At 58.2% G+C, this 15130-nt stretch carries 12 protein-coding genes; 8 read left to right on the top strand and 4 right to left on the bottom strand.

What is annotated here, in order from left to right:
* Positions 1 to 182 precede the first annotated feature (182 nt).
* Positions 183 to 782 (top strand): hypothetical protein, encoded by a 600-nt coding sequence (locus K8U03_10140; protein MCE9605247.1) that lies wholly within the window; start codon positions 183 to 185, stop codon positions 780 to 782.
* On the opposite strand, the gene K8U03_10145 is transcribed toward K8U03_10140, so the two are convergent.
* The 3 genes from K8U03_10145 to K8U03_10155 are packed head-to-tail and all read right to left on the bottom strand — an operon-like array spanning position 779 to position 6038.
* Complete coding sequence (locus K8U03_10145) at positions 779 to 3028, bottom strand: HlyD family efflux transporter periplasmic adaptor subunit (protein MCE9605248.1); 2250 nt, start codon at positions 3026 to 3028, stop codon at positions 779 to 781. The genes K8U03_10140 and K8U03_10145 overlap by 4 nt on opposite strands.
* Positions 3025 to 3954, bottom strand: a complete 930-nt coding sequence (locus K8U03_10150; GenBank protein ID MCE9605249.1) for an efflux RND transporter periplasmic adaptor subunit — start codon at positions 3952 to 3954, stop codon at positions 3025 to 3027. The genes K8U03_10145 and K8U03_10150 overlap by 4 nt, the downstream gene beginning before the upstream one ends.
* Positions 3955 to 3971: 17 nt before the next feature.
* Positions 3972 to 6038 carry an efflux RND transporter periplasmic adaptor subunit gene (locus K8U03_10155; protein MCE9605250.1) on the bottom strand — a complete coding sequence of 689 codons (2067 nt, stop codon included), beginning with the start codon at positions 6036 to 6038 and terminating at the stop codon, positions 3972 to 3974.
* 255 nt (positions 6039 to 6293) lie between these two features.
* On the opposite strand from K8U03_10155, the gene K8U03_10160 reads away from it, so the two are divergent.
* From K8U03_10160 to K8U03_10190, 7 genes are all read left to right on the top strand, one after another.
* Entirely contained in the window at positions 6294 to 8477 is a 2184-nt protein-coding gene (locus K8U03_10160) for a TolC family protein (GenBank protein MCE9605251.1), read from the top strand.
* 164 nt (positions 8478 to 8641) lie between these two features.
* On the top strand, positions 8642 to 9886 hold the full coding sequence (locus K8U03_10165) for an RNA polymerase sigma factor (GenBank protein MCE9605252.1): 1245 nt from the start codon (positions 8642 to 8644) through the stop codon (positions 9884 to 9886).
* Between the two features lie 378 nt (positions 9887 to 10264).
* Entirely contained in the window at positions 10265 to 11002 is a 738-nt protein-coding gene (locus K8U03_10170) for a DUF899 domain-containing protein (GenBank protein ID MCE9605253.1), read from the top strand.
* A 50-nt stretch (positions 11003 to 11052) separates the two neighbouring features.
* On the top strand, positions 11053 to 11532 hold the full coding sequence (locus K8U03_10175) for a DUF1579 domain-containing protein (protein ID MCE9605254.1): 480 nt from the start codon (positions 11053 to 11055) through the stop codon (positions 11530 to 11532).
* A 51-nt stretch (positions 11533 to 11583) separates the two neighbouring features.
* On the top strand, positions 11584 to 11943 hold the full coding sequence (locus tag K8U03_10180; GenBank protein MCE9605255.1) for a YciI family protein: 360 nt from the start codon (positions 11584 to 11586) through the stop codon (positions 11941 to 11943).
* Between the two features lie 45 nt (positions 11944 to 11988).
* A complete protein-coding gene (locus K8U03_10185) occupies positions 11989 to 12396 on the top strand; it encodes a DoxX family protein (GenBank protein MCE9605256.1) in 408 nt (135 codons plus the stop codon).
* Positions 12397 to 12495: 99 nt separating this feature from the next.
* Positions 12496 to 13431 (top strand): GyrI-like domain-containing protein, encoded by a 936-nt coding sequence (locus K8U03_10190; protein MCE9605257.1) that lies wholly within the window; start codon positions 12496 to 12498, stop codon positions 13429 to 13431.
* Positions 13432 to 13542: 111 nt separating this feature from the next.
* On the opposite strand, the gene K8U03_10195 is transcribed toward K8U03_10190, so the two are convergent.
* A complete protein-coding gene (locus tag K8U03_10195) occupies positions 13543 to 15048 on the bottom strand; it encodes a diguanylate cyclase (GenBank protein ID MCE9605258.1) in 1506 nt (501 codons plus the stop codon).
* Between the last annotated feature and the right edge of the window lie 82 nt (positions 15049 to 15130).

Below are 15130 nucleotides of genomic sequence, written 5' to 3' on the forward strand. Positions count from 1 at the left end.
GCGGGCCGCGCAAGCCATGTCATCCGCAGATGAGCCAAAGTCGATATCGTCGGTAGGCAACGACCATCGGGAAGAACCGGAAGATCGAGCAGGATCATCAAAACAGGATCGCGAAGGATGCTCCGTCGGAGCGAGTAGCCTTCGCCGTTATGAAAACGAAGAGCTTTTGCCGAACGCTAACAATGACTTGCTTCGCTACCAGATTACTGCAAGCCGCTCTCTGTGGTTGCTCGATAGCGACCTTACAGGCTTCCTTAGCAGTCGATGCCGCCGAGCCGCGCCCGTCGATCGCCCCGTTTCGCTCTGCGTCGTCCGGTGAAACGTTGCCCGGCCCCACCGCACCGACGCAAGAAACCATGGTCGCGGCAGGACCGACCGAGCCGCCGCCGCAACTTCCGCTAAGTGCGCTGTCGATCGACATTCGTCCCGTCGGCGAGGCGCCTCCCAATACGGCTGCCGCGGACCATTACTTGGCTCCGCCCGAAATGAATCCGATCGAGCGTGGCTGGGACGATACGCTCTACTTCTGGCAAGCGTCGAACATGGCGCATCGACCGCTCTATTTCCAACAAGCCTACGTCGAGCGCTACGGCTACAACTACGGTTGCCTACAGCCGATCGTTTCCGGCGTGCAGTTCCTCGGCGATGTCCCTTTGCTGCCGGTCAAGGCCTTGGTTCGCTGCCCGAACGAATGCGTCTATACGGTCGGCTACGGACGACCGGGAAGCACCGGAGTTCCGGTTCCACGGGGCGCGAAAGTCGGTTCGAGAGCTTGCCGCTAATTCTCTTGAGCAGGCAAACGGAACGTACCGCTCAACCACCGGAGCGAGCGACGGAGGAATGACTGGGGAGCAGTCTCGATTTTGGCCTGACCGATTGCGTCGAGCGGAGGCCGTGGCCCTGCCGGATCGAGCCGAACTCGGACTTGAAAATAAGTGGCCGTCGTCCGTCTTTTGCCGGTGGAATCGGTATCCATCGGAAGCCGGCCTGCGGCAAGCAACTCTGCCGGCGCATCTTCAAGAGTTCGCTCGGCGATCTCGACGACGCTTCCTTCGAGAACCGCGGAACCGCTAGCGTCGAACTGTAACCGAACGGGATCGCCCGACCGCACGAACTCGATGTCGCGCTCATCGACCATAAGCGATGCTTCGACGTGCTGCGCATCCCCTACAGCGCAAAGAGCGGCTCCGACGCCGATGTATCGGCCCCGTCGTTTCCGATCCAACGGCGAGTCGTAAGAATCGGGTACGGCATCGGCCGTCGCATCGAGTTTCGGAAGCTCGGGTTGCGTTTGCGCCGCGGGAAGCGAAAGGACGAATCCATCGACCGGGGCCGTGATTGTTAATCGACTTGCTTCCGTTTCGCGGAGTCGCAACCGACGCGTGACGGCTTCGAGAACCTCGCGCGCCGCCGGGAGTTGCTCTCCCGCCGCGGGATCATCGACACGGCGCCGCTCCAAATGTTCGATCATTTGGGTCTTCAAACGCAGATCTCCGCGCAGCTGCACGATTTCTCGCTCGATTTCAAGGTTTTCAAGCTTCGCGATCGTCGCTCCATGGCGCACGAATGCCCCTTCAGTCGCCGCTTCCACGAGTCGACCCGGCGTCGTGACGAGAATCGTCCGCGCATCTTCCCAGCGAACGATCGCCGGCGCGGAGACACGGTACGTCCAAGGCCAAAGCATCAGCCCACCGATCACGACCGCACACCCACCGGCACGAACGAAGAACCGGCGCCCGTCGAACTGTTGATTTCGCACGCGAGCGCGGATTCGCTTCGCCCCACGAACCGTCGGCACGACCACGGCGGAAAACATAACGGCAACCGCCAGGAGATCGGCGACGATCGTCAAACCATGCGGCGCCAGCAGCGGTCGCAGCAACCACAGGATGCCGATCGTCACTATGATTTTATAAATCGCGGAAATTGCTGCGTACCATGGCAACCAAGCGCGGCGTCGCGGGGGCAACAAGCGTTCGTCGTCGAGCGGCGAGGGGCCGAAGAACCAATTCGAAAGTCGATTTTGCAAAGCGGCATCGGCTTGTTCGCCAAGATTGGTGATGCCGACGAAGTCGCTCAAGATAAAATAGCCGTCGTAACGGAGCAGGGGATTGCCGTTGAATAGCACCGTTGCAACCGAGCAGACGACCGTGATCTGCAGACAGAGCGAGTGAAAGAAACCAGGCTCGCTGCCGTTCCATAGCAACAGCGAAATCGACGCCAACAACAACTCCGCCATCATGCCCGCCGCGCCGACGACGACACGCTGCCAACGCCGACGAACCATCCAAGTTCCCGTAACGTCGCAATAGAGCGACGGAATGCCGACCAGCAGCAAGATACCGATCTCCCGGCATTCGCCGCCGAACTTGCGACACGCCGCGGCATGCGCGAGTTCGTGGACGACCTTAACGCCGGCGATCACGATGGCCGCAGTCGCGAGCCCGTCGACTGAAAGCGAGCCCGCAAAAGTGCCGATTTCCGCGACGAGCACTTCCCCTCGCAGCAGGGCAATTGCTAGAGCGGCGACTCCTAGCGCGATCCCGAAAACGACGAACGCCGGCGTGAAAATCCAACCGATCAGCGGCATCAAGCGGTCGAGAATCGGCCGTGGATCGATGCCCGGCAACGTGATCGCCAGCGGATTCAGCAACCGCCGCCGGAACCTTTCGGCCTTTTGCTCGGAAGCTCGCTCCAACAATACGGCTCCCTGCCGGGCCCGATCGGTGATGAGCAACCCTTGTCGAAAGAGCTGTGCGATGAATCGGTCGAGTTGTTCCGCGTCTAAGCGACGAGGCGCGAATCGGCTTTCGAAACGAAGACGAATTTCCTCGCGGCTTGTCGAGCCATCGAACTGTCGCAGCAGAAACGCCTCTTCTTCACGCAATTCGTAATAGCGCAGAGCAACGGGATCTTTGACCAATTCGTTGCGCGCATCCTCGTGCGGCGAAGAAACGAGCTTCAGATCGGGCCGTCGTCGTAGCGGCAGCACGCGACCTTGATCCGACATGCCGAGCGCGTCGATCATCGAACGACACCCGTCGACTCGGTCTTCGCTTTCGGCTCGTCCGTCGACGAAACGAACAAAGTTCCTTGTATCCCGGGCCGCAAGCTACCGACAGAATTTTCTATTTCCGCACAGATGCGAATCTGTCCGTTCACCGGATTCACTTCCGGGCTCACGAACGTGATCCGTCCTGTATACGAATGGCTTTTCTTATTCGAGTCTGCGACTCTGAGCTCGACTTCTCGACCCGCGAGCCGCTCGGGCACACGCCCGGCATCGAGAAACGCTTCGACGCGCAGCCGATCCATCCGAACGATTCGCAACACCGGCATTCCGGGCTCGACCCATTCTCCGGCGCGTCGGCGGACTTCGACGACGACGCCGTCGATCGGAGTCGTGAGTTGATGGCGCTCGCAGGCTTCTCGGGCGGCGGCGAGTTCGTTCTCCTTCACGCGAACCGCGATCTTGGCAACTTCGATTTCATGGCGTGATTGGCGAAACTCCAATTCTCCCTTCTCAGCCGACAATCGAAGCCGCGACAGTTCCGTTTTCGAGATGCTTTTGTCGTATTTCGCTTGCGAATCGACGGCACGCTGCAGCTCGGCTTGGGCCGCTTCGGCCCCTTTTTGCATGGCAAGCAACTTGAGTTCGTTGCCGGCTTCGGTACGTGCCGCGATCAATTCCAACTCGACATGCTCGGCTTTCAATCGAGCCTCGGCGTCGTCGATTCTTCCGGCCAGCTTTCCTTTGACTACCTTGTCTCCTTCGCGAACCGTGAGCTCGGCGAGCACTCCGGCCGAACGGGCAGGAATATCCACTTGTTCGATCAACGTAACGACGGCGTTATCAAGTCGCAGCAGGCCCGCATCGTCGGCATGAGCGCAAACGACGATCGATCCCAGATCGACGCAAAGACAGATCGCGAGACAATGGAGGATCGTTCGCATAGGTTTCCAGCAAGCCATTAAAAGAGCCAACGCGTACGAAGATAGTGAATGAAGTCGGCAGTCCAAATCGTTCCGAGCGATTTGCGGCCGCAATGAATCTTGGCGATTACGGAAGCTCCCGGGCGTCGCAACTCCTCTCGGATCAGATCGTCGCGTGTTCGCCCATCGCCGATTTCGACCGTGGCCGCCACCGTGGTTCCATGCCTTGTATCCGTCCTAGCCGTATCGGCGATTCGTGTGAGATGCCCGGTAAAGCGCGTTTCCGGATCGGCAGAGGCGATGAATTCCACTTCAAGTCGTTCGCCGAGAGCCTTGCGGGCCTGCGAGACTTCGGCGAAGTGCCGATCGGGAATTCGAAGCTCCAAGACCCAAGGACCGCTTAGCTCCGCGATGCTCAACAACGGTTGCCCGCGATCGACCGGCTTGCCGTTCAATAACCGACGAACGTCCCAAGTAGTGATGTTGCCGTCGGTCGGAGCGAGGACTTGCAGTTCCTTTTCTTGCGCAACGAGAAGTGCCTGCTCTTGCCGGAGAGAGCTTAAACGAACTTGCAGTTGCTCTTCTTCCGCGAGAAGTTCCTGTTGATGTCGGCGAGCCGCGGCATCGGCGGGTAAGGCAGTCGTTCGATTAGCTCGCAAGGCCGATAGCCGACGCTCGGCCGTTTGCATCTCGCCGAGAAGCCTCGCCAGTTCGACTTCGAGCTCCGGCTTTCGTAAAGCGACGAGCAAGTCCCCCTGAGCTACTTTTTGCCCATGCTCGACGAGAACCTCACGAACGATCCCCGAAGCCGGAGCGAAGAGCTCGCGCCGGTCGCGAGGTTCCAAAGTGCCTCGGGCTTCGACGGTGAACGGTGAAGGAATGAAAAACGGAATCGCGAAGGCAATCGTTGTGAGCGCGAACCCGATGCCGATTTTCGCCCAACGTCGTCGACGCTCGGTGTGTTTTCGCGACAAGCGACGCCAGAAGCGGCTTAACGGAATTCTCTCGAACTCCGCGGCATGCGCGATCGCAGGTCCCGCATGCCGCTGGAGAATCGACATCCGCACCCAGGCGACTTCGCTGGGCGAAGATCCGGTGAATCGCTCGCAGACCAGTGCGCCGACAACGCGAGCATCTTGGTCTAAGGATTCCGTTCCGTGCGGAGAACCATCTTTTGCAGATGAGTCACCGGACTCGCGAAGCAACAACACGACAACCTCGCGTGCTTCGGCAATCTCGATATGCTCCGCTAATGCACGTTCGATCTGCGGCAGTTGCGATGTCGAAGAATTATCGGGTTGCAAATCGGTGCGGCTCATAGCGACATGCGTCGCGAGCCGTTCGAGACTTTGCACTCCATCGGCCCGACGGTCGATGGTATCGACACCGCTGATCGCGAGCGTTTGCGAGCGTTTGCCGTCGAACCGGAGTATGGCAACTCGATCGCATCCCGTCCAGCGGCGGCCTTCGTTCGCGATCGTATAAGCGGTGGCTCGCAGATCGGTATCGGCGTAGATGCTCGCGAGCACGGCTTCGAGTTCTTGGGACGCGTCGGCTTGGTCTTTCCAAACGCCGCGCTGCCGATTGCGCTCGTAATCGGCAGCGATTTGCGTGAAAGTCGTAAGCAGGCGCAAGGCCCCTTGTCGCGCCTCGGGCGATGTCGCGGCGCGCAACTCGATCTCCAAGACCCCGCGCGTTACGCCGTCGATCATCCACGGACAAAGCAGCAATACGGCGTCGGTCGGATTGACGAGCGAATCATCATTGCCCGCAGCAGAGTCCGGGAGCAAACAGGAAGGTTCGTTGCGCGTCGCGGCCCAAGCTACCAAATCGGCTCGCGATTGAAGTATCTCTGCGGTAACCGGCAGCGTTGCTTGCTCGAACTCGCTGAGCGCCGTTTTCGTGACCGCCCATGCCGATTCATGTTCCCAAACGGTCCCACGTCGGGCAGCGAGAGCTTCGATCGTGCGACGAAGGAACTCTGTATAAAACGTCGGCGCCGCAATCGGCTCGCGCGCAAGCTGCGCCAATTCGTCGATCGATTGATCGATGACGTCCCAAGCGTCGAGAGTTGGGCCGAATGCCGGCACTGGCGGAGGGTTCATAACCTCCCAGTATATCTACCGTTTTAAGCCGTCACGCATTTCATGTCTCTTCGCCGTAAAGAGGATGGGCAATTTACGTCGTCTAGTCCGGTTGTAACTGAATTGCCTGATATCCGGGTCGTACCGTTCCGATAGCTCCATGCAGGGAGCGGCGCAGACTGCGCTCCCGATAGGTCTGCGCGAAGCCCGAAGGCGACGGGCAAAGCGAAGATCCCCGAGGACGTTTTTCAGCCAAGATCAGCTAGGTGAAGTTCCGTGCGTTGTGGTCGCCGTTTAACCGCTACTCTTCTGCTTGTTTGCCTGATATCGGCATGCACGCTGGGCTGCGGCGCGCGCCATGAAGCGAAACGGATCGATCCGTCGCAAAGTTTCTACCGTCAGTCGGCGACCGAGATCGACTATCCGAACGTCGCCGCGCCGATCTCCGGCGACTTGCTGTCGACGCCGCCGCCGTTGTCGCTGATCCGCAGCCGGCCTTCCTCGTTTCACGAGATCTCGCTGGAACAAGCGACACGATTAGCGTTGGCAAATGCTCGGATCCTACGCGACCTCGGCGGCCAACTCTTACGCGCGCCGCAAAACGCCGCGACGGTTTACAACCCGGCCATCTCGGAAACCGATCCTCGCTTCGGTATCGACGCCGCGCTGAGCGCGTTCGATGCCCTTTTTTCGAGCACGGCCTATTTCGAAAAGAACGATCGCGCGCTGAACAACCAGTTCTTCGGGGGCGGTACGCGACAGTTGCAACAAGACGCCTATGTGTTTCAAAACCAATTGACCAAGCGCGGCGCATCCGGCACGCAATATACGTTGCGGAACATCACCGATTACGACGCCAACAATGCGCCGGGCAATGCCTTTCCGAGCGCGTGGAACTCGAACATCGAAACGGAGTTTCGACACCCGTTACTGCAAGGGGGCGGAGTCGACTACAACCGAATCGCCGGTCCCGGCGGATCGGCCGGCGTCTATACCGGCGTGCTGATCGCGCGCATCAATACCGACGTAAGCATTGCGGAGCTCGAGGTCGGAGTTCGCACGCTTCTCAGCGACGTCGAGAACGCTTACTGGGATCTCTATTTCGCCTATCGCGATCTGCACGCGAAGATGGCGGCGCGCGACACCGCCTTGGAAACTTGGCGTAAAGTCCATTCGCTCTATATCACCGGCAGGCGCGGCGGCGAAGCCGAAAAAGAAGCCCAGGCCCGAGAGCAGTATTTTCGTTATGAAGAAGAAGTACAAAATGCATTGGCGGGCCAACCTCTCGACGGCACGCGAACCTACAACGGAAGCAGCGGTGGAACGTTTCGCGGCAACGGCGGCGTGATGACCGCGGATCGACGATTGCGGCTGTTGATCGGGCTGCCGATCGTCGACGGCGAGCTCCTTCGACCGACCGACGAGCCGCGTCCCGCGCCTGTGGCGTTCGATTGGCAACCGTTGCTCGCGGAATCGCTGAGCCGAAGAGTGGAATTGCGACGGCAACGCTGGTTGGTGAAGCGTCGCGAATTGGAACTCTCGGCCTCGCGAAACTTCACACTGCCGCAACTCGATACCGTGGGGCGTTATCGCTGGCGCGGGTTCGGCAACGACCTGATCGGTGGCCCGGGAGGCCCTTTCAGCAGCGCGACGGGCACGCTCTTCGACGGCAAATTCCAGGAATGGCAACTCGGAGCGGAGTTCTCCGTTCCGCTCGGATTCCGAAAAGGACACGCTGCGGTACGCAATGCGGAATGGAACCTGACTCGCGAGCGCTCGCTCTTGCACGAACTCGAGCGGCAAGTCGTTCACGATCTCGGCACTTCGGTCGCCGAGGCCGAACGTGCATTCCTCGTCGTACAGACGACGTACAATCGTCGACTGGCGACATTCCAACAAGCCTCGGCGGCGCAAGCAGCATTTGAAGCCGACCAAGCTACGCTCGACTTTCTGCTGGAGTCGCAACGCTTGCTGGCCGATGCCGACGTCCGGCATCAACGCGCTCAAGTCGAATACGCGATCGCGCTGAAGAACGTGCAATTCGAGAAGGGCTCGTTACTGGAATACAACGGTGTCCACATGGCGGAGAGCCCTTGGACACCATCTGCCGATCGCGACATCGCTCGCAACGCACGCACGCAACTACTCGCCGGACCGCTGAGCTACATTCTTTCGCCGGGACGCCGCGTAACGACGCTGCCGGCCAACGCTCCACCATCGATGATCATGCCGGCGATCGCTACGAAACCGAATACCGAGGCATCGGTCGAAGTTGCACCAAGCGCAGCTCCCTCAAGCGAAGCACCGTCGGCCATCGTTCCCATAGCCCCTGCGGGCAATAATGCGCCGTCAACGAATCCGCCTACGTCTCCGTCGGTCATCCCCGCAGGCGAGCCGAGATCGTTGAATCTGTTCCCCGACGCGGCACCGGTTCCGCCGACGACGCGCGTCGTTCCGTAAGCCGTTTTTCGTTTTCGTGATTCTCACGAAAAGCAGACGTGATCCTCGCATTCTCCGTTTCTTGTGATAGATCGAGGCTTGGCAGCGCACCACCTCGCGAACTATCGTAGGTGCTTTCCTGCCACCTCGTTGTGAAGCAAGACGGATATGCCGACAGTATGACGATGGAGACCGAGCCCGATCGTATACGCGCACTGGTAGACGACGTTTACCGCTCCGAGTCGCGGCGCGTCTTTGCGACTTTGATTCGCTTGCTGGGAGATTTCGAACTGGCTGAGGAAGCGCTACATGATGCGTTTACCTCGGCCATGGAAAGCTGGCTGCGTGACGGAATACCCGCAAATCCTCGCGCTTGGCTTGTTTCCGCCGGACGGTTCAAGGCGATCGATACGATTCGACGCCGCGCACGCTTCAGTGCGTCGCTTTCGGAACTGGCCGATCGTCTGCATTCCGCCGGGAGCGACAATGCGCCCAACGACGACGAAGTCGAGGACGACCAACTCAGGCTCATCTTCACTTGCTGCCATCCGGCACTCGCGACCGAGACCCAAGTGGCGCTCACTCTGCGTGAGGTTTGCGGCCTGACGACGGAGGAAATCGCGAGGGCTTTTCTCACCTCTCCTTCGACGATCGCACAACGGATCGTCCGAGGCAAAGCGAAGATTCGCGATGCCGGAATCCCCTACGAAGTTCCTACCGTCGTCGACTTGCCTGAGCGACTCGAGGCGGTTCTCTCGGTCATATATCTTGTCTTCAACGAAGGATACTCCGCGTCGTCGGGCGATTCGGTAACTCGAGCGGATCTCTCCAGCGAAGCCATTCGCTTAGGACGACTGTTGATCGAACTGCTTCCCGATACCGAAGCAATCGGGCTTCTCGCGCTGATGCTGCTGCAAGAATCGCGACGGACGGCGCGCATTGCACCGAACGGCGACTTGATTCTTCTGGAAGCTCAAGATCGCTCTGTTTGGAATCGCCGGTATATCGCCGAAGGAATCGCCCTGGTCGAGAAGGCGTTAGCATCGAAAAAGTTCGGCGTCTATTCGATTCAAGCGGGCATTGCGGCCGTACATGCGGAAGCCTCGAGCACCCGCGAGACCGATTGGGGACAAATCGTGGCTTTATACGATGCGCTCGCGCGCTTCAATCCGTCGCCGGTCGTGGAACTGAACCGCGCCGTAGCCGTGGCGATGCATGAAGGTCCGCAGCGGGGCTTAGAATTGATCGATGCCATTCTCACACGGGGGGAGTTGGCGGGGTATCACTTGGCCCACGCCGCCCGAGCCGATTTATGCCGACGACTCGACCGCAAGACCGAGGCCCGAGCATCGTACGAACGAGCCCTCGCGCTGGCACTGCAGGAACCGGAACGCCGCTTCCTGCAGATGCGACTCAACGAATTGGGCTAAAAGCGATTCCGTAGCGAAATATTTCGCCGGCCGATGAAATTCCGTGTCGCTTGTCGAATTGCGAGCCGGCCGCTCGACTACAGAGCGGAAACAGCGTTAATTAGTCGGTTTTTCCTCGAAGCGGACTGCGAAACATTCGCCCTCACTCGAAGGGTAAAGCCATCGAGTGCCGGCATCTTGAACGTTAAGACTGCTATGCAACTTTTCGAACTTACATCTCCGAGGCAACACGACAACGCGAGGCCATGCTACGGTTCGCCGACTAAGAGCGATCCATTCGTTAAGCGTGATGGATCCTCTTCCGCAGCGCACTTCATCCAAGCCCTCTTGAGAGATAAAACCGTGGTAGGAAAGAACGCCTGAATGAAAGGACCGAAGATGGAAAAGACCATTGTTGCGCATCCTGAAATCGTCGCTCGCGATACCTGGACGAGTGATCGTAAAGAACTTCTAGCGGCCGAGAAGGAAGTCACGAAGCACCGCGATCAGGTCAACGCGCAACGCCGCAGGTTGCCGATGGTCGAACTGGAAAAAAAGTATGTCTTCGATGGTCCCCACGGCAAGAGGAGCCTGCTCGACTTATTCGACGGCCGACGGCAATTGATCGTTTACCATTTTATGTTCGATCCGGCTTGGGACGAAGGATGTCCTGGCTGCACCGGCCTCGTGAACGCGCTCGGCGATCTGAGCATGCTCGAAAAACGACAGACCACTTACGTGCTCATTTCTCGCGCACCGTTGGAGAAACTCGAAGGATATAAAAAGAAGCACGGTTGGAATCGAACCTGGGTCTCATCGTTCGACAGCGACTTCAACTACGATTTCCACGTCACGCAGAATAAAAAGGTCGTCCCGCTTCAATACAATTACCGCGATGCCGCAGAGATGGAATCGCGGCAAAAGGAAGAGCCCTATTTCATGGAAGGTGAAAGTCACGGCCTAAGCGTTTTCTTCCGGCTCGACGACACCGTTTATCACACCTACTCAACTTATGCCCGAGGTTGCGAAAGCCTCACCGATGCTTATCGCCTTTTGGATGTCACGCCTTACGGCAGGCAAGAAGATTTCGAAGACTCTCCCGCCGGATGGCCGCAAAAGCCGACCTACGGATCGTAACACGCAGTGGAAGCGTTCTACATTTCGCAGCGCAGCTCAAGGAATTTCCCATGCATACCGAACCACAAAAGCAACATGACTGGTTACACAAGCTCACCGGCAAGTGGAGCTTCGAATCCGAATGCAACATGGGCCCCGACCAACCACCCGGAAAGTTTTCGGGAACTCTCGTCACTCGTTCGCTCGGCGGAGTATGGATTCTCGGGGAAGGAGAAGGGGAGATGCCCGGCGGCGACATCGGCAAGACGTTGATCACGCTCGGCTACGATCCGTTGCAAGATCGTTACGTGGGATCGTTCATCGGCTCGATGATGACCTTCTTGTGGATCTATAACGGCTCGCTCGATGCGGATGAAAAGATCCTAACTCTCGATACCGAAGGCCCGAACTTCACGCAAGACGGCCTAGCGAAGTATCAAGATATCATCACTTGGGTTGACGAGGATCATCACATTCTAACGTCGCAATTCCGCAGCGAGGATGGCCGCTGGAATCAGTTTATGACCGCCCATTATCGACGGCAAAAATAACGAATGTGATTCAAGCACGATCGTGGTCCTCGCGTTTATCGGAGAAACAGAATGCGCTACATGCTGCTGATCTATACCGATGAGAAAGTCTGGTCGGACGGCGAGCGGGAAAAGTGCTACGTCGAATCGACGGAGTTGAGCCACGAACTTAGTTCCCGAGGGCAGTTTCTTGCTGCCGCGCCTTTACAATCGATTTCGTCGGCGACGAGCGTCCGCGTGCGCGAAGGGAAGCGACTGATTACGGACGGTCCTTTCGCAGAGACGCGCGAGCAACTCGGGGGCTACTATCTCGTCGAGGCCAAAGACCTCAACGAAGCGATCGACATTGCCGGCAGAATCCCCGGTGCTCGCAAAGGGACCGTCGAAGTCCGACCGGTCGTGGAGCTTTCCGGCCTCCCTCTTGCCCGTTAAATTACGAACCTAGAACGATAACGAGACCAAGAAAAGGAAAGACCCATGCCAACGGATAGCAACCCTACATCGATCTCCGCATTGAGGCTTTGGGGCGGTCGCGTGATGAGCTTCTTGCCGGCGCTGCTCTTGCTTGTCGATGCCGTGATGAAATTCGTGAAACCGCCGCAGGTTGTCGAAGGGACAATTGCGCTCGGCTTCCCGGAAAGCTCGATCACGGGCATGGGCATCGCACTGCTGGTGAGCGTGATCTTCTATCTGATTCCGGCGACTTCCGTGATCGGCGCGATCTTGCTGACCGGATATCTCGGCGGTGCCGTCGTCACGCATGTCCGCGCAGGCCACGGTGCGTTCGAGATCACGTTTCCCGTCATCTTCGGCATGATCCTTTGGGGCGGGCTCGTGCTGCGCGAGAAACGCTTGGAAGTCATCCTTCCTTGGCGACGTACTTAGGCGGCTGTTTTCTAAAAGATTCCGTCGGCTCGTCGATTTCAACTCGCGCCGTTCGACGATGAGATGTTTGCTCTATCGGATAGCGAAAAAGGATCAGCGATGAAAGTGATCGTATTCGTCAAAGCCAGTCCCGAATCGGAAGCCGGCGTGATGCCGACCCAAGAGCTTCTTACCGCGATGGGGAACTTTAACGAAGAACTAGTAAAGGCCGGCATTATGCTCGCGGGCGAAGGGCTGCATCCGAGTTCAAAAGGGGCGCGAGTCCGCTTCTCGGGCTCGAATCGAACCGTGATCGATGGGCCTTTCGCGGAGACGAAGGAACTGGTCGCCGGCTTCTGGATATGGCAAGTAAAGTCTCTGGACGAAGCGATTGCGTGGGTCAAGCGTTGCCCGAATCCGATGCTGAGCGATTCCGAGATCGAGATTCGCCCGATATTCTCGGCCGAAGATTTCGGCGAGATTCTTACCCCTGAACTGCGCGATCAAGAAGCACGGATTCTCGCCGCATCGCAACACTTGGCGGGGAGTGCCGAATCGACCACTCCCGAGAAGAGCTCCTCTTCGACCGGCAGACTCGATCCACCGCGCTTCGAACAAGGTTCCGAAATGCGGATCGCCGGCTTGAGCGCCACGTATGATCGAGAGACCCGAAAAAACATCCCGCAACAATGGGACCGATTCGAGACGTATAAGCGCAGCATTCCCGGACAAGTCGGCCGATCGACGTTCGGAGTCTGCTCGAACTTTCTCGACGGTTGCCGCTTCGATTATCTTTGCGGTGTCGAAGTCGAACCGAATAGCGAACTTCCCGACGGTCTCACTCGGATCCGAATCCCGAAACAAAGATATGCGGTCTTTACGCATCGCGGAAACGTCTCAGGCATCGCCGCCACCTTCGACTACATCTGGAATCAATGGTTCCCAAGTTCCGGGTGCCTCAGCGTCGAGACCCCGTGCGTCGAATGCTACTCCGAAGATTTCGATGCCGCATCCGGTCGCGGAAGCATCGAGATCTGGATCCCGATCAAGACTTAACCTCGTCGGTATCGGTCGAAACCACGGCTTCATGTACGGTCACGGCTATCAAGATCTCGACGGACACATTTGGGAACTGATCTACATGGACGCGAGCTTCGTGGCTCAAAGCTAGTGTTTCTCCGCGGCAGCGCTGAAATCGGCCGGAATATCGCGATACCCGGTCACTCTATTTCTTCCGGTGCGCTTCGAGTAGTAGAGTGCCTGATCCGCTTGCTCCATTAAGTCGGCGGGCTTCTCTGCCCCGCACGTCGTATCCGTCACGCCGAAACTCGAAGCGACCGGAACGCTTCCGATCGGCGCAGCGCAAATCGCGGCACGCAGCAACTCCGCGACACCCCGCGCCTGCTCGAGTGTCTTTCCCGGCAGCAGCGCGCAGAACTCTTCGCCGCCGTATCGGCACACGACGACATCCGGCCCGACGTTGCCGCGGAGAATCGCGGCGACCCCTTGCAAGACTTCGTCTCCCTTCGCGTGGCCATGTGTGTCGTTGATCGATTTGAAATGATCGATATCGAGCAAAATGCAGGCCGACACTCGACTCTTATTGCCGAGATCGTCCTTAAGTTTTTCGAGCTGCGTAAAGAGATAACGGCGATTAAAGCAGCCGGTCAGCGCGTCGCAAGTTGCCATGGTTTCAAGCTCGCGGTTCTGACGACGAATCTCGTCGCGCGAACGATTCACCACCTGGAGCGTATTGCGAAGTTGGTTGTTCTTACGTTCGATTTCCGACACGTCGTCGAAAGTCGCCATCACGCCCCGACTTCGGCCGTCGGCATCGACGATCGGCGCACTGTTGACCGCGAACATCTTATGGCCGTGGTCCTTATCGACCATTCTCAGAAGCACGCCTCGATAGGCTTCCCCGGTAAGCAACGATTGCGACCACGGGAACGTCTTCTGCGCCGCGATGTCGTCACCGGTGAGTCGTGAGAAGCCCTTGATTCTTCGACCTTGAAGACTCTCCGCATGCTCGCCGACATGCAACGCAAACGAGCTGTTGGCAAGCACGATCCGCTCCTTGCGATCGACGATCACGACCCCTTCCGAGAGCGTATCCAACGCCTGACGCACACGATCGGGCACCACTTCGGCCGGATTGAGAAATTGCAACATGCGCCCGAGATAGACGAGAAACAACAGAAACACTAAGCAGCCCGCGAACAGTACGAAACGAGCCGGTGACGAAAGATGGGCGATGAGCGATTTCGCCCCATCAAGCTCGACGAAGGCGACCTCGAGCTTTCCCCAAAGCTTCTTGCCGCTAAAGATCGGGACTTCCGCCCTCGTCAATTCCTCGCTCGCCACTGCGCGCCACACAAGATCATGATCCCCTGTCGACGCGCGCATACGCCCATCGCTTTGACGTATCCCTGCCGAAGCGACGTCGGTGCTGCGAGTCTTTAAGGATTGAAGAATCGCGGTCATCATCAGGGCATCGCTTCTTTCGACGGCGAGGCAGCATTGAATCGCCACGCTTTCGCAGAGCGTCTTGCGAGCCTGTGCCCGCTGCTCGTCAGGGTGTGGAAAGAAGTGTAACGAAAGGCCGATCAACAGCACGCCGACGACTACGCTCGCGAGCGTTAATGTGATGCGGAAAATTGCGTTGATGCGCATGAAAGGCCTATGGTGCGATGAGCGAACTATTTTTTAAAAAACGAAATTCAATGTAGAGCTTTCAAACTACGAGCCATCTTTC

Source organism: Planctomycetia bacterium, from assembly GCA_021413845.1.
Lineage (GTDB): Bacteria > Planctomycetota > Planctomycetia > Pirellulales > PNKZ01 > PNKZ01.

What these genes read in the sequence shown, in the direction of transcription:
- K8U03_10140 (MCE9605247.1), top strand. Translation starts at nt 183, where the DNA reads ATGACTTGCTTCGCTACCAGATTACTGCAAGCCGCTCTCTGTGGTTGC.
- K8U03_10145 (MCE9605248.1), bottom strand. Translation starts at nt 3,028, where the DNA reads ATGATCGACGCGCTCGGCATGTCGGATCAAGGTCGCGTGCTGCCGCTA.
- K8U03_10150 (MCE9605249.1), bottom strand. Translation starts at nt 3,954, where the DNA reads ATGCGAACGATCCTCCATTGTCTCGCGATCTGTCTTTGCGTCGATCTG.
- K8U03_10155 (MCE9605250.1), bottom strand. Translation starts at nt 6,038, where the DNA reads ATGAACCCTCCGCCAGTGCCGGCATTCGGCCCAACTCTCGACGCTTGG.
- K8U03_10165 (MCE9605252.1), top strand. Translation starts at nt 8,642, where the DNA reads ATGGAGACCGAGCCCGATCGTATACGCGCACTGGTAGACGACGTTTAC.
- K8U03_10170 (MCE9605253.1), top strand. Translation starts at nt 10,265, where the DNA reads ATGGAAAAGACCATTGTTGCGCATCCTGAAATCGTCGCTCGCGATACC.
- K8U03_10175 (MCE9605254.1), top strand. Translation starts at nt 11,053, where the DNA reads ATGCATACCGAACCACAAAAGCAACATGACTGGTTACACAAGCTCACC.
- K8U03_10180 (MCE9605255.1), top strand. Translation starts at nt 11,584, where the DNA reads ATGCGCTACATGCTGCTGATCTATACCGATGAGAAAGTCTGGTCGGAC.
- K8U03_10185 (MCE9605256.1), top strand. Translation starts at nt 11,989, where the DNA reads ATGCCAACGGATAGCAACCCTACATCGATCTCCGCATTGAGGCTTTGG.
- K8U03_10190 (MCE9605257.1), top strand. Translation starts at nt 12,496, where the DNA reads ATGAAAGTGATCGTATTCGTCAAAGCCAGTCCCGAATCGGAAGCCGGC.
- K8U03_10195 (MCE9605258.1), bottom strand. Translation starts at nt 15,048, where the DNA reads ATGCGCATCAACGCAATTTTCCGCATCACATTAACGCTCGCGAGCGTA.